This is a genomic window from Telmatocola sphagniphila, from assembly GCF_018398935.1.
In the GTDB taxonomy this organism is placed as follows: domain Bacteria; phylum Planctomycetota; class Planctomycetia; order Gemmatales; family Gemmataceae; genus Telmatocola; species Telmatocola sphagniphila.
Genome location: NZ_CP074694.1, coordinates 1,086,855 through 1,103,282, shown reverse-complemented (window position 1 = coordinate 1,103,282; position 16,428 = coordinate 1,086,855). Strand labels below are relative to the sequence as shown.

17 protein-coding genes are annotated in these 16,428 nt (G+C 51.1%); 9 read left to right on the top strand and 8 right to left on the bottom strand.

What is annotated here, in order from left to right:
* Positions 1-427 precede the first annotated feature (427 nt).
* The 5 genes from KIH39_RS04735 to KIH39_RS04715 all read right to left on the bottom strand — a co-directional run bounded on the left by KIH39_RS04735 (position 428) and on the right by KIH39_RS04715 (position 3,727).
* Entirely contained in the window at positions 428-781 is a 354-nt protein-coding gene (locus tag KIH39_RS04735; RefSeq protein ID WP_213498117.1) for a helix-turn-helix domain-containing protein, read from the bottom strand.
* Positions 771-1,613 (bottom strand): tyrosine-type recombinase/integrase, encoded by an 843-nt coding sequence (locus KIH39_RS04730; RefSeq protein WP_213498116.1) that lies wholly within the window; start codon positions 1,611-1,613, stop codon positions 771-773. Before KIH39_RS04730 ends, KIH39_RS04735 begins: the two co-directional genes overlap by 11 nt.
* A 226-nt stretch (positions 1,614-1,839) precedes the next feature.
* On the bottom strand, positions 1,840-2,082 hold the full coding sequence (locus tag KIH39_RS04725) for a helix-turn-helix domain-containing protein (RefSeq protein ID WP_213498115.1): 243 nt from the start codon (positions 2,080-2,082) through the stop codon (positions 1,840-1,842).
* A 59-nt stretch (positions 2,083-2,141) separates the two neighbouring features.
* Entirely contained in the window at positions 2,142-3,065 is a 924-nt protein-coding gene (locus KIH39_RS04720) for a hypothetical protein (protein ID WP_213498114.1), read from the bottom strand.
* Positions 3,066-3,490: 425 nt separating this feature from the next.
* A complete protein-coding gene (locus KIH39_RS04715) occupies positions 3,491-3,727 on the bottom strand; it encodes a hypothetical protein (protein WP_213498113.1) in 237 nt (78 codons plus the stop codon).
* 162 nt (positions 3,728-3,889) lie between these two features.
* Here KIH39_RS04715 and KIH39_RS04710 point away from each other — a divergent pair, with 162 nt between their 5' ends.
* The 8 genes from KIH39_RS04710 (at position 3,890) to KIH39_RS04675 (ending at position 11,254) form a co-directional block, all read left to right on the top strand.
* A complete protein-coding gene (locus tag KIH39_RS04710; protein WP_213498112.1) occupies positions 3,890-4,114 on the top strand; it encodes a plasmid mobilization protein in 225 nt (74 codons plus the stop codon).
* Between the two features lie 455 nt (positions 4,115-4,569).
* Positions 4,570-4,854 (top strand): helix-turn-helix transcriptional regulator, encoded by a 285-nt coding sequence (locus tag KIH39_RS26955; RefSeq protein ID WP_390623682.1) that lies wholly within the window; start codon positions 4,570-4,572, stop codon positions 4,852-4,854.
* Between the two features lie 175 nt (positions 4,855-5,029).
* Positions 5,030-5,263, top strand: coding sequence for a helix-turn-helix transcriptional regulator (locus KIH39_RS04700; RefSeq protein WP_213498110.1), 234 nt, complete (start codon positions 5,030-5,032; stop codon positions 5,261-5,263).
* 183 nt (positions 5,264-5,446) lie between these two features.
* Positions 5,447-6,574, top strand: a complete 1,128-nt coding sequence (locus KIH39_RS04695; protein ID WP_213498109.1) for a hypothetical protein — start codon at positions 5,447-5,449, stop codon at positions 6,572-6,574.
* Between the two features lie 81 nt (positions 6,575-6,655).
* Complete coding sequence (locus tag KIH39_RS04690) at positions 6,656-8,509, top strand: DNA primase family protein (RefSeq protein ID WP_213498108.1); 1,854 nt, start codon at positions 6,656-6,658, stop codon at positions 8,507-8,509.
* Positions 8,510-8,888: 379 nt separating this feature from the next.
* On the top strand, positions 8,889-9,383 hold the full coding sequence (locus KIH39_RS04685) for a hypothetical protein (protein ID WP_213498107.1): 495 nt from the start codon (positions 8,889-8,891) through the stop codon (positions 9,381-9,383).
* Positions 9,384-9,654: 271 nt separating this feature from the next.
* The gene (locus tag KIH39_RS04680; protein WP_213498106.1) at positions 9,655-9,795 is read left to right on the top strand and encodes a hypothetical protein; all 141 of its coding nucleotides are present in this window, start codon (positions 9,655-9,657) and stop codon (positions 9,793-9,795) included.
* Positions 9,796-9,955: 160 nt separating this feature from the next.
* Positions 9,956-11,254, top strand: coding sequence for a phage tail tape measure protein (locus tag KIH39_RS04675; protein ID WP_213498105.1), 1,299 nt, complete (start codon positions 9,956-9,958; stop codon positions 11,252-11,254).
* Between the two features lie 25 nt (positions 11,255-11,279).
* Here KIH39_RS04675 and KIH39_RS04670 read toward each other — a convergent pair whose 3' ends face one another.
* Positions 11,280-12,062 carry a hypothetical protein gene (locus KIH39_RS04670; RefSeq protein WP_213498104.1) on the bottom strand — a complete coding sequence of 261 codons (783 nt, stop codon included), beginning with the start codon at positions 12,060-12,062 and terminating at the stop codon, positions 11,280-11,282.
* Positions 12,063-12,868: 806 nt separating this feature from the next.
* On the opposite strand from KIH39_RS04670, the gene KIH39_RS04665 reads away from it, so the two are divergent.
* Positions 12,869-13,177: a hypothetical protein gene (locus KIH39_RS04665; protein WP_213498103.1), complete on the top strand. Its 309-nt coding sequence runs from the start codon at positions 12,869-12,871 to the stop codon at positions 13,175-13,177.
* Positions 13,178-13,373: 196 nt separating this feature from the next.
* Here the strand turns inward: KIH39_RS04665 and KIH39_RS04660 are convergent, their stop codons facing one another.
* Together KIH39_RS04660 and KIH39_RS04655 are read right to left on the bottom strand one after the other, a co-directional pair.
* Positions 13,374-14,987, bottom strand: coding sequence for a hypothetical protein (locus tag KIH39_RS04660; RefSeq protein ID WP_213498102.1), 1,614 nt, complete (start codon positions 14,985-14,987; stop codon positions 13,374-13,376).
* 83 nt (positions 14,988-15,070) lie between these two features.
* Positions 15,071-16,027 (bottom strand): sialate O-acetylesterase, encoded by a 957-nt coding sequence (locus KIH39_RS04655; RefSeq protein WP_246539524.1) that lies wholly within the window; start codon positions 16,025-16,027, stop codon positions 15,071-15,073.
* Between the last annotated feature and the right edge of the window lie 401 nt (positions 16,028-16,428).

The window sequence follows — 16,428 nt, the reverse complement described above, 5'->3', positions numbered from 1 at the left end:
TTCCAGTTCCCCGCATCGCCCGGCCCAAAGGTCATCGGAATTATAATTGCACAGATTGAGTTAATCAATGCGGGTGGAAATGGTGGACGGCTGAAAGGGTGAAGTGAGAAAAAAGGCATGGCGATGAACGGGCGGGGGTGGGTAGCCCTAAAACTCACCAGGGCGGACCGGGGGAAGGCGAACGGAACAAGGAAAGCGGATTCCCTCGAGCCCGCCCTAATCGCCCGATAAACGACGCTGATGAGCCAGAAAGGATCTTCGCTGCCGTTCGTCTACCAGCTCGGCAAACGTCCGCCGCATTGAAGTGCGGTGCAATCCGATTGACTTGTTGAGACGATGGGGAGGAAGATTGAGACGGATCCGGTGATATGTGAGACGATTGCGTTGATTTTGAGCTACCCACCCCCGCCCCGCCGTCTGCCGCTGGTCAACGTTTTTTCCGCTCACACATCGCCAGCGCTTTCGCAGTTGCAATAGCCGCCCGTTGTTCGATATCCATTTCATTCGCAGTCTTCACGGAGGCCATGTCTGCTTTTACCCCTGCCAGGTACCGCGTTACTGCTTTCAAACTGGTCAACCATCGGCCGTTAGCTGATGTTCGTACACATTCCAGCTTCCCTTGCTTGCAGAGACGCCAGAGCATCCCGGGCGATACTCCACAGCGCCGAGCAACTTCCTGAAGTGAAAGCAAACCCTCTTCAATTAATCTTTCTTCCATCGTGGTTCCTTTTCGTTGATTGTCTTCGTTCGAAGTGGATACCCGCCCGTGATCAGACGGCATTTAGTTTGCCCGAACGTGACATATTCTCCGGTTCGCTCCCGGTGTACAGCTTGAGCAACCCACCCCCCGCGTGTCCCAGTAGAAACTTCGCCGCTTCTGCCCCTTTCCGTTTCAGGATCTCAGTAGCGGCCGCGTGTCGGAGCTGGTACGGTCTCCAAGGTTCTACCCCTGCCTTTTCTTGAGCCGTTCGAAGGTGCCGATAGTATCGATCAAACGGTACTCCCCAAAGTGTTTGACCTGCCCCAGCATTCGGATACTTCCGCAAGATCTCCTGAAGTTCATCAGGCAGGTAGATTCGACGCTGGTGTCCCCTCCAGGAGTTCTTGTGCTTTGGCGGGGCGTAAATCCATGTTGAGCCCGAACTGTCGATAGCTTCCCAAGTCATGCTCACCAGCTCGCCGGTTCGCATACCGGTAGCAATCTGAACGCTTACCATGTCCGCGATCGCGGGCGGAAGAAATTGCACAGTAGCTCGCACGGCTTCAGCTGAGACGGGGCGGGTGGGTGGCAAACTCGGAGATGCGTTCTTTTTCGCCGCTCGCACGGCCAGAGTGACTTTCGCCGCACAATCCGCACTTACGTAATCATGCAGGGCCAGATATCGCCAGCATTGCCGGATGCAGCCTAGAAGTTTGGTAACGTACTGTCGGCTGTATGGGCGACCGTCACAGACGTTGCTCTTGTAGGTTCGCGTTCGAGCACGCATTTTGCAGAATTCATTTGTGATATGCTCAACGTGCTGGACTCGGAACGACTCGGCGGGCATCGCTCCGCAGTACAACACCAGTGTCTTAATCGCAAAGAAATTGCGGTGGGCATCGGATTTGCCCATTTTGCTTACCGGGCCCTCCAAGTAAAACTGAACCGCTTCCGAAATTAACAGGTCAGTTTTTCGTATGGGGGCAGGATTCGCAATGTTGGAATTGATTCGAAGGATTGCGGCTCGGTGCAGTTCAAGTGCTTTGTCGTAATCGCGTCCTAGGTAGAATCTCCGGCCGTCGTGGTAATAGGAGTACACCCCACGGGATTTCAAGAACCTCAATTTTGGGAAGTTCGTTTTAGCTGGCATGATAACTCTCAGTACGACTTCCAAATTGCATGGGCATCCCCGGCGTAACTTTCTTGGCCCATTCATCCAGCCATTTCTGAGTGGTCAACCAAACTCTTCCTGGCTTGATCGCGGGTAGGACTATCCCCTTTTTCCCGTGGGTCATCCAGCGATGAACGGCGATTACCGACACTTTCAGTTGCTTGGCGACTTCCGCCGCCGTGACGTACTTTGGTTCCGATTCATTGGCCATGGGATCTAATCTCACTTTCTGAATAAAAAACGGGCGAGTAAACGAAGGCATCGGCTCGATTAAGCCGCCAATTCTCTCAGTTGTTCGATTTCGGCGGACGCTGGGATAGGGCATTCAGTCCACGGGATAGGTAGGCGATTTCTCAAGGTTCGAACCAAGAGATTTTCGCAACATTTTTTGTAGTCCGGTTTGTAACCGTACTTACCATTGCTAGCAGTCGTTTCGAGCTTCAGTTTTTCGTAGACAGGGACCATTACCTTTTTGATCGTGGCCGCACTCGCCAACAAAGATTCAACTGATTCTGCTTCCGAAAAGCCTTCAGCGATGTATCTGCAAATGGAAATGCATTCGTCAGACAAATGCTGATTTTTTTTAAAGAAATTCAACGATCCTTCGAAAGCTTCATTCAATTTGCTTTTGCAAAGATCGGAATCCTGATACCAGAGCGATCTGACGGACCATTCCAGAAACTGAGCTAAAGACTCATCTTGATTCCATGTGACTACTGGTATCGTGCGCGTGAGCTTTTCGATAGTGGATTTTTTAACATCTATGAATTCCAGATGCTTTACAAATCGATTGTGTTTCTCAAATTCCTCTTGATCTCTGTCTTCGTGCCAGGGACATGGGATTAAATCTCGTATAATCTGGCATGCTTTTGATTCGAATAATATTGCGGATCGATCATCGAATGCATCATTACAGAATCCAAAAACTTCGCTCATTAATTGGATTGGCAAATTGAATGCCGGCTCATGGCAGATCAAAGTCGAACGACGTTCAATGGGTAATAATGCATAAGACTTGCCGAGAAGTTCATTCAGTTTGAATTGTTCCACTTCGGAAAGCGAACGTCGTTCCGCATGGGAGAGTTGGATTGAACTGCGGAGCGTGCAGAAAGATGCATACGCAATCGCCTCATGCAAGCTTGCAGTCGATTTGAGAAGCAATTTTCCGCCGTGGTCATGGTCGGAATCTGCCAAAAAAACCGCGTTACGAGCAATCTTTTTACCCAGAGCCCGAGTAGGCGTTACAAGATATTTTTTCGCCAGTTGGAGCGTTTCGACACCCGGGACCAGATCGTTAGCGAAATAAGTCAGGGCAAGCTCACAGACCGCTATGGAAGCTTCCGCGTAGTGTTTCCAGGGCAACGGGCCTTCCCTTCGAACGTCCGCGACACGCAAAAGACCGGTAAGAAGATATTCGTATTCCGCATCGTCCCAAAATTCTTGAGCGGTTCGACCTTTGGCAAACTCGTAAGGATCGAGAAGCCGGAAAACATTCTGGCGGGTAAGGTAACGCAGAAGTGCGGTTGGTTCTTTCAGCCAATTGGTGCGAGTGTAAGTATGCATTGTGGTTCTCATTGGATGTACGGTGGATTAAGAAGAGTGGGCGAATGATGGGTTGATTAGAAAGGGGAATCGACGGAGATCTTCAGGGCCAGTGCTGCAACAGCCGCGGCTTGGCACGAGAACATGCCGATATAGCCCCTCAAACCGATTGCAGACCACCCGGTTGAGCGTTCGCATACCCGGCCAATTTCAAGGTCATTGGCGACGGCTACAGCGAATTCGCCGGCGGTGATCGGTCGAAGAACCACGGGAAGCTTACTCGAAGCGGATTTGGTTGATAAAATGTTGACCATACTCGAAAACTCCTAACAAGTTTTTGGGTTAGAAGCCAGTCGAAGGGTGCAATCTTCGGCTGGCTTCGCTCTTTTCAGTAACTATGGGTATTGTACTGCCATTGTCAGTACAGTCAAGAAAATTCCTAAGTACTGTCATTTCAATGGCAGTACAATGATTCCATGAAGAAAAAGACGGAATCTAAGAAGCCAAAAGTTTTTCGAACTCGGGCGGAAGTGCTCCAGGTCCGCTTGACTCCCGAAGAAAAAGAAACTTTTGTGTCGGCGGCAGAAGTGTCCGGTGTCGAACTATCGGCATGGGTGCGGGAGAAACTTCGAAAAGCCGCGATCAAAGAGCTGGAAGAGATCGGTAGACCTATCCCATTCCTTAAGCCCAAAAGCCAGTAACTGGCGAGATATCCCCGCGTGCGCCGCGCATGTGCCGATGACCCAAGGCTACCCACCCGCCCCGTTCGTCGCTGGTGACTTCTCACCCCGGGCGGCAGTGTCCACCAGGGCGATGATCAGAACCAACCCGATACCACCAGGGCGAGCCGTCGAAGGGGAATCGGGCGGGGGTGGGTTGCTATCATCGAGCCCGGAAACCGATCAGACTGGTAGCATCCAGAGCAATTCACCACACAGGTGTCCCAGTCCGCTATGCGGAAAATTGTCAATTTGCGACAACTAAACTTGACTCGTGTCAGCTTCATAATCATAATACTTCCAACGTTTCATCTAGGCGTCATATAAGCCAAATCCCCTGAAGCGTTAGAGCGGATCACTTGGGAATCAATCCCCATTTGTTACACTCCTTTCTTAATCCATCATTCAGACCAAGAAACTAACGCTTTCAATCTTTTATGAGGTCCAAGAGAATGACCACGACGACAGTTCTGCGCGCACCCCGCAAAGCAAATGAAACGAACGTTCCCAAATCCACAGGCGAGCTCGTCACTGTGAACGACATAGCCGCACTACTTGGATGCACTTGGCGAACAGTGTATCGGATGGCAGACGAAGGGAAGATCCCATTTGGATTGAAGATCGGCGGGTTGAGACGTTGGCATCTAGGCGAATTCAAAGAATGGATTGCGGCCGGCGCGAAGCCAGTCCGATCTCGAAAGCGCGGGCGAGTCGAAGCGTAAGCTCTCCTGAAGTTCTTTCCGTCGCGGTATCCTTTGGGCTACCCACCCCGCCCGCACGATTACTAAGCCTCAATAATTCCTCGAAAACCTTCAGACTTCATAACCCCCCTGCGCCGTTTGGTGATCGCGGCGCAATGTGTTAGAGTGTTCCCGCTTAATGAAAGGTAGGTGGCAAATGCAAACCGTTCAAACCCCGGCCATGGTCGATGTAAAGGGAGTGGCCGAGATTCTGAAGTGTCATTGGCGTCATGTGCTGCTTATGGCGAATACCGGGAAAATGCCCAAGGGAATTCACATCGGCAGAATGCGACGATGGCGAGTCTCTGAAATCCACAACTGGATTGAACGCGGATGCAAGCCGGTTCAGTCCTCACATCGAAGGACTAATAAACGGGAAAGGGCAACGTGAAACATGGTCGGGAACAAACGAACGAACGGAACAGTGGCAGCGGCGGAAAAAGAACAGATTATCGCAATTAAAACATGGTCCCCACCCGGAAAGATTGCGGACTTTATCCGGGAATTCAAACAGCTTGTTTACTGGCGGGGAAGTTTTTGGATCCAAGAACCCGACAGAGTTGGATACCGGGAAATGCTCAACTCTGAAGCGGCCGGATTGATAGCGTCATGTAGCAATAATGTTATCGAGGCGGAATTCGAATTGAAGCTGAAGTGTCATCCAGAGTTTCAATTCACAAAGCCAATAGTTCAACGGCGGCTCGTGGATGCCGTCAAAAATGCGTTGATGGTCAGAACGTACGTTGACGGGACTTTTGAACCCCCGTTTTTTCTCGGCACTAAAAGCAGGATAGACCTTTCCAAAAAGATCGTCACATCGGAAGGTCTATTCGACCCGCACGAGTTGAAGGAAGCTATCGAATCCGGCCGGTTCACCAGTTCGAAGGGGAATCGGGCGGGGGTGGGTTGCTCCAATGATAACCCGACGCGGCCGCGGCTCTTCAATCTGAACGGCATCCGGGTTAGTCCAGATTTGAAGTCTGGCAGATGTCCAGCCTGGCTCGAAGCCCTCGGCCACGTCGTCGATGGCAACACAGCGGAAACAGTTCAAGAGCTTTTCAGCTACGTTTTGACCAGTGACACCAGCTACGGAAACATGTTTGTTTTAACAGGCCCGGAATCAAGCACAGACTTGATTTGCCGAATGCTTCGAATACTTCTTGGCGACGAAAACGCTTGCTATCCCTTCGTTGACCAACTGGGTAAGTCGTGGATCTTTGAATTCATGCAGCCACACATGGCGGTTTTTTGCAAATACTTTTACATGCCGAAAAGTTTCTCACTGCGAAATCGGATCATTAACAACCTGATCAAATTTTCCATGAATCGGCCCATGACCATCGAGAGAAAACCGTTGCTTCCGAGTAGCGATAGAAAGCCGACGATACGCAACTCGAAATCGAGCACGAAGATGATCATCGTGGCGGAAACTCTTACCAAGCCGTTTCGCCCTGGCCAAGATCTCGGCAACAAGTTCACGCATGTGAAAACGACAAAAGAACTACCAGACGATCCGTCACTGTTGAAACGGCTCGTGAGTGAACGGGAAGCAGTCCTCGCATGGGCCCTGGCTGGTCATGCGCGGCTGCAATCCCGCGGGGGCTTTATCGGGAGGTCCAAGAATATCGAAACATTGGCAACGTCGGAACCGTGGCGGCCGAGATTACTCGATAGAGCTGCAGCAGTAGTAAGGAACACCTAGGAAAACGAAAAAAGGCCACACATCGGTCAAATGTGTGGCCAAGTCGGAAAAACAAACGCGGACTACGGAAAGGACGATTTAATGGTACATGATGAACACACAAAGTCAAAGTCAAATTCAAATTCAAGTAGCAGCGATCCGGATTCTGCTTTCAGATCTCGCGTTCTAGCTCGAATGCTGAGCAAAATAAATCAGACGGCGAACTTTGGGAATGGCAACCCACCCGCCCAATTCACGGCTGCCGGGGACGGAATCTCGCTTACACCTCACAACACCAGCTCGGCGGATGAACGGGCGGGGGTGGGTGGCCACTCCGAGAACATGTTGAAATCTTTGGAAGACTCTCTTGGACACATCGCGGGAACTACTCCCTCACTAGATCCGCTGAAGCGGGACTTAGAAAAGCGAGAAGAAGCCCAGAGAGATCTCAAAGAGAACGGGGGGATTTTTCGCAAGCCAAATGATCCGATGAGGATTGCGAACGAGTTTCTAAGAACGGATAAAGTCGTTTATTGGAGGGAGCAATTTTACATTTACTCCGATGAAAGGTACAAACTGACACCCGTTTCAGATCTTCGACCACGGCTGACGGAAGTTGCCAACAAACTAATTGAAGCCGAGTACAAGAAGAAAATCGCGGCATGGTCCGGCAACGGTGAACCACCCACCCCGCCGCCAGTAACGACGAATAACATTTCATCGGCCATGCAAGCCCTTAGTGCGAAAACCAGAGTACCTTCAGAAATTGAACCACCCTGCTATCTTCGCGGCCCCAAAGCTGGTCAAGACATGTCGGATTGCGTCGTGTTCTCAAACGGCCTATTAAAGCTGAGCGATTTGTTAAAGAGTCAGGAAGTGAAGCCAGCCCCATTGTCACCCGATTTTTTCAACCTTCACAAACTCGATTACGCTCTCACTGGTGACTTTAGAATCGAATCGTCTCACCCAACGGAATGGATAAAGTTTCTTCAATCCATTTGGCCGAAGGACCCAGAAGCAATCGACACTCTTCAGGAAGTGTCTGGCTATCTCTTGTCCGGGCAAACGCGATGCCACAAGATCTTTTTTCTTTTAGGTCCGCCTCGAAGTGGAAAGAGTACAATCTGCCGGGTCTTGCAAGCACTGATGGGGCATTCCAACTGCCTGGCATCGAGCATGAGCCAATTGTCAAACCCGTTCGGGCTTAGTGGCTGGATCGGCAAAAAGCTTGCTATTTTTCCCGATATGCGGATCTCCGGACGTTACGACGACAAGTTGATCACGAATCGTTTGCTGGCAATCAGCGGCGACGATCCGATTGATATCGAGCGGAAGTATTTGAGTACGCTCGAAGAAGTGCGATTGGGTGCGAGAATTTTAGTCGCAAGCAATGAACTGCCGCGGCTTCCCGACTCGGCGTTGGCGCTGGCTTCGAGATTCATTGTGCTTCGAACTACAACCTCATTTTTAGGGCGTGAAGATCGTTATTTAACTGAGAAACTTTTGAAGGAACTTCCTTCTATTTTCTGGTGGAGTTTGGACGGCTTAAAACGACTTCAGGAACGAATTGAACAAGGTAAGGATTTTCTACAACCGAGTTCGGGTCAGGATGACATGGATGACTTCAGAGCACTCTCCAATCCGATTGTTGAATTCGTGGAAGAGTACTGCTTTATTGACGACAAAGAAGCAACGGAAACTTGTGCTGACGTTTACCTACGATGGCAAGAATACGCGATTAAAACCGGTCTCAAACCTCTTCCAAGAAACCTTTTCAGCCGCAATTTAAAATCGTGTTTCAACGCGATCAAAACTATTCGCGATACTTACGCCCCAGATCCCGAAAGTGATGGGGCCAAAAACGGCGATTTCATAGACGAGGGAAAGACACGAAAGAAATTTTTTAAGGGAATTAGACTTCGTAAGCCGGTAGCCAAACCATCTGAGGACTCATGAAACCGTTTTTGGCCCCATGATTGGCCTCATGGAACGATCTTCATGGAGCCATGCGTAAACCCCGATTATTTCAGTACTTAGAATTGCTCTTTTGAGGTTTGGTCCTATGGGACCCATGAAGTAGAGAAAAACAAAAATTAATTAGTTAGACACCTAGCTTGGTTGTCTTCAGCGGTACTTAGAAGCTCGGCCACAGGATTTGAGCTGGTTTTCGGATTCATGGGGCCACATGGGACCCATGGGACCAAAACGAATCTGTGAGGGCTGAAAATGGGCCTTCTGGCGGGCTGAAAATCTGCCTGGGATCGAGAGAGTTGCGACGGTTCAACTGTGATCAGAATACCTCACGCGCGCGAAGGGTAATTGAAGGCGGCGATTTATGGCAAAAGACAACGGCCAAAAGACTAGGCGAGCTGTTCACCAGGAGCAAGTTCGCGAGCGTGTTGAGTTCGTTCAAACGATGCTCGGCCGGCACTTCACCACGGAGGAAATCAAGCGGGAGGTGCGCGAAAAATTTGGTACTGATATTTTCTCTTCGACAATTCAGGGCTGGATAAGAACCGCCCGCGATTGGAATGTCCTGGAGATCCAGAAAGCTCGGCGGGAACAACGTGCGGAATCGCTGGCCGTCTATACATCCGTGATTTCCGATCCGAACTCGAAGCCACGTGACCGAATTATGGCCCAGCGAGCGATTGACGATTTACTAGGGCTGCGGATCCACTTGCCACCTCTGGAGCGGATCCGTGAGTATTTAGGGCTTGTGGATGAGCGAAAGAAACCGGTGTCGGGTGAAACATCGGCGGATGAACGGGCGGGGGTGGGTGGCCCACTCCAGACACCAGGGGAAACGGGGGAAGCGGGCGGCGAGTGATCGGATCTTCACCAGGCGACCACCAGGCGACCGGTAGACCGAACTGGATACCATCAGGGCAACCCACCCCGCCCGCGGTGAATTGCTCTTGCGGCCGGCGTGAAAGATCGACCAAAGCAACCTAGCAACCGATGGGAGGGATTCAGAAATGCGATAGGCGACAAAGTGGCAAACGGGATTGAATCAACATCTGGCCGATCTCGCACTGCGATGCTCGGCATGGGATAGAAACTTCGAACTTTTAACAAGTAACTTTAAAAAGGAAAGTAGCATGTGCAGACCGATTAACGAGCCCACTGGCGGCAAACCCAAAAGCTGGTTGAGCTTTCTGAATAGCATTTTCGGGAATGACGCCGAATCGATTAAAGCTCTTCAAGAATTCATGGGATCGGTTCTCGACGCGGAAGAGTAACCGTGCGAGCTGGTGACTAGCAAGGGCGGCTGATCGCGGCGAAACTTGAACCAATGCTCTCGCCTTGGCCGGTTGACCAGGCGGGCGGTTTGGGGATTTATGGCGAACTTGTTACAGTTGGAACCAATGTGAAAGAGACTTCGAATCACCGGAGGGAATCATGGCGACTTCAGAGCAACTTGCGGAAATGACTGTCGACTTCGTAACCAACGGAGTTTCGAAAGTACAATCGGATATCGACGGCATTGGCGGCAAGCTCGGCAAGTCGAGTAAAGCGGCAGACCTCTTTGCGGCTGCAATCGCGAGATCGCAAGCGGCCGTTGCTTCCTTCAGCCGTTCGGCGAATCAGGTTATCGAATCGGTTTCCAAGTCGATATCGAGCATCACTTCGGCAGCATCCAAATTCACACTCGGCGGGACTTTAGGTATCGGCGGGATCTTGTCTCAGGCGGGCGCTGGCACGGTTGAAATGCAGCAATTGGGGGCAGCTCTCGAATATGCTGCAAGAGTGGTTGGAGACTCACTGGCACCGTATGTGCGAATGGCAACCGATGCCGTTATTGATTTTGTGAAGTGGTTCCAAAGTTTAGATAAGGCAACCGTCGAAGCGGCAACGGAATGGGTGGTGATGGCTACAGCGGTTTCCGGATTCGTTGTCGCGGCCGCTGGGGTTGCTTCTGTCGTCGCAACGGTCATCGGCTCTTTCGTTGGTTTGGGATCTGCAATCTTCGCGGTGGTGGAAGGAATTGGGGGGATGGCTGTTGCTATCGGTTCAGCTTTCTTAGGTCCGGTAGGTTTGGCAGTTGCGTCTATTGGGGGGCTCGTTGCGGCCGGCGCTTATATGTTCGGATTCTTCGACACTGAATCCGAAAAAACTTCAAACGCGATGGACGACGCTAACAAGTCTTGGACCGATCATCTCATGGATTGGGCAACTAAAGCGGTCAACTTCGTCATCGATAAATTGAATTGGATGGTCCGGCAGTACAAACAAGCTACCAACGCGATTGCTGCAACAATGGCCGCGATGGGAGAAAATCTAGGAATTATGAAACCCGGAACGCTCGATTTGGTAATGAAGAATTGGGATGCCGATCTTCAGGGCGGTGGGATCTCTCACATCAAAGGATTAGGGGATATGGCCAACCGATTTGCAAACGGGATCGGAGTAGATACATCCAAAAATCCTCTGCGTGACATTTCGAATTATCTTGCAGGACTTAAAGAGAGGGAAAAAGCTCGGCAAGACAACGGCGGGAACAAAGGTTTTACTCGCGTAGGCTCGGTTCAGTTCGAAAGCTTGAGTGATACATGGATGAGACTCAACAAGTCGTTAGGCGCTGAGGACATGAAGCAGGATCAGATGCAAAAAACTCTTGATGAAATCAATGCCACTGTTCAAGTGATGGGCGGAGCGGTTCAAGCGGCGGCGCGACAAGGCGGGGCGATTGGGCCCTGATGCCTGGACTGGAAACCTGCTCCGGTTATTTTGAATCGTCGAAGATCTCAGCGGCCTCCTTAGCTGCCTTGGTTCCCGGGTACTGATCCAAAATCATTTTCAAGATTTTGATTCCTTCAGCTTTATCAGCATCGTTCCGCAATTTGGCTTTCGCGAGAAACAGTTTCGAACTCGCGGCCGTCTCGGTGGGAATCTCAATCGGCTTATCTTCCTTCTCCGGCGCGATTGCGTTCACTTTTGCATCAACGAAACCGAATGCACCGTAGTACTTTCGCTTTTCGGTCTGTCCCTTTTTCCGGGCATCCGCCAAGATCTTTTCCATGATTGCATCGGACTCGGCCGCGCCTTCCTGCATTCGCATCCAGCCACTTTGAAGCGATTGAAACCGAGGCGTAATGCTGGCTTTGGGCAAGAGGGCATCCGGAACAACATAGTCTTTCGAAAGAACTTCATCCTCTTTGCAAAAATCCGCTTTCGCTACCAGCTCGGCCACCAGATCCTTTTTCCTTTTGTTGCTGGCGATGATCGATTCCCGAAAGTTCTTTTCAGCTTCCGGGCTGTAGAACTTCACCGGGATCTCGGCCGGGTAATCCTCTCGATTCGTTTTCTTGTTCTTGCGTTCGTAAACCGCGATGATACCGGGCTGGCCGATTCTGAATTTGGCTTTCAGGATCATCTCTTTGCCGTGGGACTCGGAGAGATAATTTGGTTTCTCACAAAGCTTGTAATTGAATTCGGGCGGATTCTCGGCGCTGGCGAGCGATGCGAACAGGAAGAGCAAAGGGGAAGCGATTGCGAGCGGTTTCATCGTTGGGCCTCTGAAAGTGTGATTGAGAAGAAACTGAACTTATTGTGAAACGAAGGCGGCGATTAGGCAATAGGCAACGATGGAACGGGCGGGGGTGGGTAGCTCAATCCGGAAACTGGCGAGATCGTCGGACTGAAATTAAAGTGATGCTCGTAAAAGTAGCAACCGCGAAAGCTTCACCAGGGCGAGCCGTCCGGAGCGAACTCCATCCGAACACCAGATCGGTTGTCGAGTTAGGGCCACCCACCCCCGCCCGTTCCGCCCTGCCCTGTCTATTCGTCCGCTGTGTATCTCGCACGGCAATCAGAACGATAGCCCCGATTTTCACCAAATCCGCGGATCTGGTACAAACAGGGGTACAAACCATTTTGCACCATCGCTTTCATCCGACTTTTTCCAGCGTTTCCGATTGGATGCGTTTTGGTTTGGGACCAAGAAGTCGTAGGTTCAAATCCTATCGGCCCGATCCTGTTTCAAAATGAGCCCTTCGGCGAGATCGTCGAAGGGCTTTCTCATTATGATCACGCGAGTTACTGATCAACAAGCGTGCTCAAGTCGAATTTAATGACGCTCAAACTCACGGAATAAGCGATGGAACTCCTTATTTCGAGTGGCGAAAAGTGGTTCAAATCTCAAGCGTTTCATAGGCAGTGTCAGACCATTTTTGCGATACGAAACTGCTATGCCAATTCGTGCAACCAACATCAACGAACGGCCGCAGTCAAAATATTCGCTCATTCGCTCTGACCCGCCTCAGTCGGCATTGGGAAGTGTTTTTGAGAACATTCGTCTCAGAGCCGGGTCTGATGGGTGACTATTTCAGCCGTCGGATCACCGTACAGATAGAGATTCAGCTCGACCATGATCGAGCCGCCGCCATCGACGACTCCCAAAGCAGCTACGGTGAGCCCCGACTTGTCGATCCGATGCAGTCCGTCATACGGACTTTAGTTGACATACTCGACTACACCACCCATCGCCGGGACACCGTCGGGCGATGCGTAGCGCAGCCCGACTCCAATGGTCTTCAGTCCTATTGCGTTAGTCAACGCTTCCCACATCTCTGCTTCAGCAGCCTGGGCGGGAACCATCCACCTCCGCAACTTCGAGTTTAGATCGCGGGAGTGTTTGAGATAGATCTGAAAGATGCGTAAAAATGCAGCAAACACTAGTTCGGCGCCCCCAAACTGGTCGTCCCAAAGGTCCATGCGGGCGAACAGAGAACGAACGGGGTGCCTTGGTTAGCAGGGCGATTATTGTCATCAGAACGAGTAATTCAATGTGGTTTTGTTTTGGGTTAGCCTTAACCGGTCATTCCTGAGCAGATTGTCGGGTTACAATCGGAACGTAACCGTATTCCAGCCCTTTGGGCGGAATTACGATCACCCCCGGATCTAACTGAGCCAGCCGGCCAATCTTGGGAGGTGGCAGGTACTCGCGGTCTTTCGTCCAATTCCTGTGGAGCAGTTCCACTCGCTTCTGAAGAATTTCCCGTTCTTCCCCAGACAGATCCGCGTTCAACAAAGCAGGTTGATCCGCAAAGCGATACCAGTAATAGGTTGCCACACTTCCATCCTCAAGCTTAGCTTCGAATGGCCCCGCTGCCGGTCCGGGCTTTTTCCAGGAACTTTCCGGTCCCTCCGGTGTGAGGTAGGGCCGACGATCCGGGCCGCGTCGTTTCGGAAATGAAACATTGGCTAAACCGGTCTCAGAAGGCACATCCTTTTCATTAACAACTACCCATTTGTCCCGATCCCTCTTGTCCTTTTCCAGACGATAGTATTCGGGAAGGCGGATCAGTGAATCCGAGCTATTTTCCGAGGTTGTCACTGCTTCTTTGGACCATTGGTATCCATAGGTAATCTCATCTAGGGCCGCAGGGTTGGCAAAAGAATTCCAGGCGATGGGCACCTTCTTTTCACGGGGCGTCTTGGCAGAATATATCTGCCAGGTAGCGCCGCCTTTGCTCTCAAAAGTGTGTATGGAAGCGGCCTTGTCATCCACTTTCCCCGAGGCGGTTGGCCCGCCACCGAACCAGGCTTCGACATTGTCCCAGAGTGCTGACCGGCTGTAGGCCGTCATGCGGTGAATCAAGGGAGCGTTGCCTTCGCGCTGACTGGGAAATTGAGTAGTGGCAACGCGAGCGAAGGTAACCCCTTTCGCATCCTGAGCTATATAAGCGGGGATATGCTGAGTTTCCATTTGCACTGCTTTGTTGGGTTCAGAGGGCCGGGTGTCGAGAAACATACCCGCCAGTTTGGGATAATCAAGAGTCGGCTTCGACCAGAAATAAGGGAGAAAGAACGTGACCGGGCCTTTGAAGTTTCCCGTGTTTAAAAAAAGCGTCCAGCATTGATTTCCGGTGGGGACATCCTTGCCTGCAGTAGTTTTCTTAGGATTGGTCAGGGGTAAGGGCAGATATCCGTAGCCGAACAATTCGCCCGAAGTTCCCCGCTTCAAATTTAAACCATCGGGAGGCCAGAGCACCCACGGGCTGAGCTGCGCGATCGCGTAGTGCCCTGCAGGCTTATTCCAATCGCGACCTTTGCCGGCCCCGGGACCATTGGCCCATTCGACGAAGTTTAATGCAACGCCGCCCATAATAAATTTTGGAGTTTCGGTGGCGAACCGAGTGTCGCGCCACCATCCGAGCCCACCTTCAATGTCCGAGTAGATATCCTTCGGCTTTGTCCCTTCGTACTGAGAGAACATCCAGGTGCCCGGCAGACCGGATTGAAACTCCTGGCCCGGATAATTCTTCAGGAGCGGCCAAGCCGCGACATACATCGAGAAACCGGCATTGTATTTCGCATCGACCTTACTGTGGGGGATGAGCAGGTATCCGGCCATCTCGGCTTTTTGCGGGGCAGGTTCCGTCGCCAGGGAGTGACAGGGAGGGGCTGTGAGGAGAGCAGCAGTGATCATGAAAATTTGAAAACGAAAGACACTAACCGGCATGAGAGGCCCTTTCGGGTTGAGATATCGGATAAGAATTTTGTGGCCAAGGATCATTTCGAGGAACTTCTCGCAGCGCAGAGCTTTACCATGGCGTTCCCCATGGCTTCGCCGATCAGGTAATAGGATTCGGCATTGTTGTTCCAATGGTAGGCCTGACCGCTGGGTGAAACGTCCTTATCTCGCCAGAACGAACGAGTCCCCACAAAAGCGACATTTCCTTTGAATTCCTCGTATTCGGCCACAGCAGCTTGCGCCTTCATCAGAGAAAGCGCTCGAGGATGTTTTTCTTCTGTACCGCTCATCCCCGTTTCGGCGATCACAAAAGGAAGATCTTTCACTTCGAGATCTTTACGGATATCGCGAATGAAATTAGCAAGATTCTTTTCGTATTCATTGTTGAAACTCTGGTTGACGCGATCGTTCCAACCCTGATGCCAGCCGAAACCAGCCAGTTCATAGGAACGATCACCCAGCTCTGGAAATTCCTTCTTCAGGTTGCCTAGCAGAGTCTTCGTGCGATCAATGATCTCTTTGTAATAGGGGCCAACCTCACCCCCGGAACTGGGCGGTCGAAAATCTTTTGCCAGGCTCTTCCCACCCCAGGCCAGCTTGATCAGAAGTACTGGCTCCTTATAAGAGTCGCCGATAACCTGGCCGAAGCCGAGTTCCGGTCCGATCTGGTCTTCCTTGGCACCAAAGCCCGGCCTCAATTTCCCTTTGCGGGTCAAAAAGTGAATCCAAACATGATCGCTGACTAGCCACTGACCTTCTTTATCGACGAGATGTTTATACTTGTTCGCCGTGCCCGGATCACGGACGATAAACTCCAAACTTCCTTTACCGCCGTTTCGTTTTTCCTCGGCTCTGACAAAACCCGCCCCCTCCATGTTGGACTGGCCTGCGAGAATGAAAACTTTCAGCGGCCGCACGTTCGTATGGGAATCAGGTGGATTAGAACCCCCCGCAATGAGCGGCACGTGCATCGCGGACTGGATAGCTAAGAACACCAGGAAATGCCACCAGCAATTTCGAAAGGCATATCTTCTCGTCCGGAACCCATGGCGACTGGTTGTAGATACCGCCGAGGGGGACTCAGCATCGGTAAATCGCTTTCTTTCCGAAGACTGTCTATCTCGATTCAGCGTGGGAATTTTAGATTTCGGGTTATTGCAACCGACATAGTCGTCACCCGGATCCTCTGCGAGGAAATAAACTCTGTTTGACTTGGCGGGCTTTCTGACAGTCAGCAATCCAACCGCTAACAAAAATGATATGTTGGCCGCCAAAAGCGATTGCATAATATTCGATCCTCATGCATAAATCTTCAGGATCTTTCCGATTTTTCGGAATAGAAGCCTGTTTTGTTAAACCGTTCTCTAAAGAAAAAAACGGTAAAGATTTTGAAACT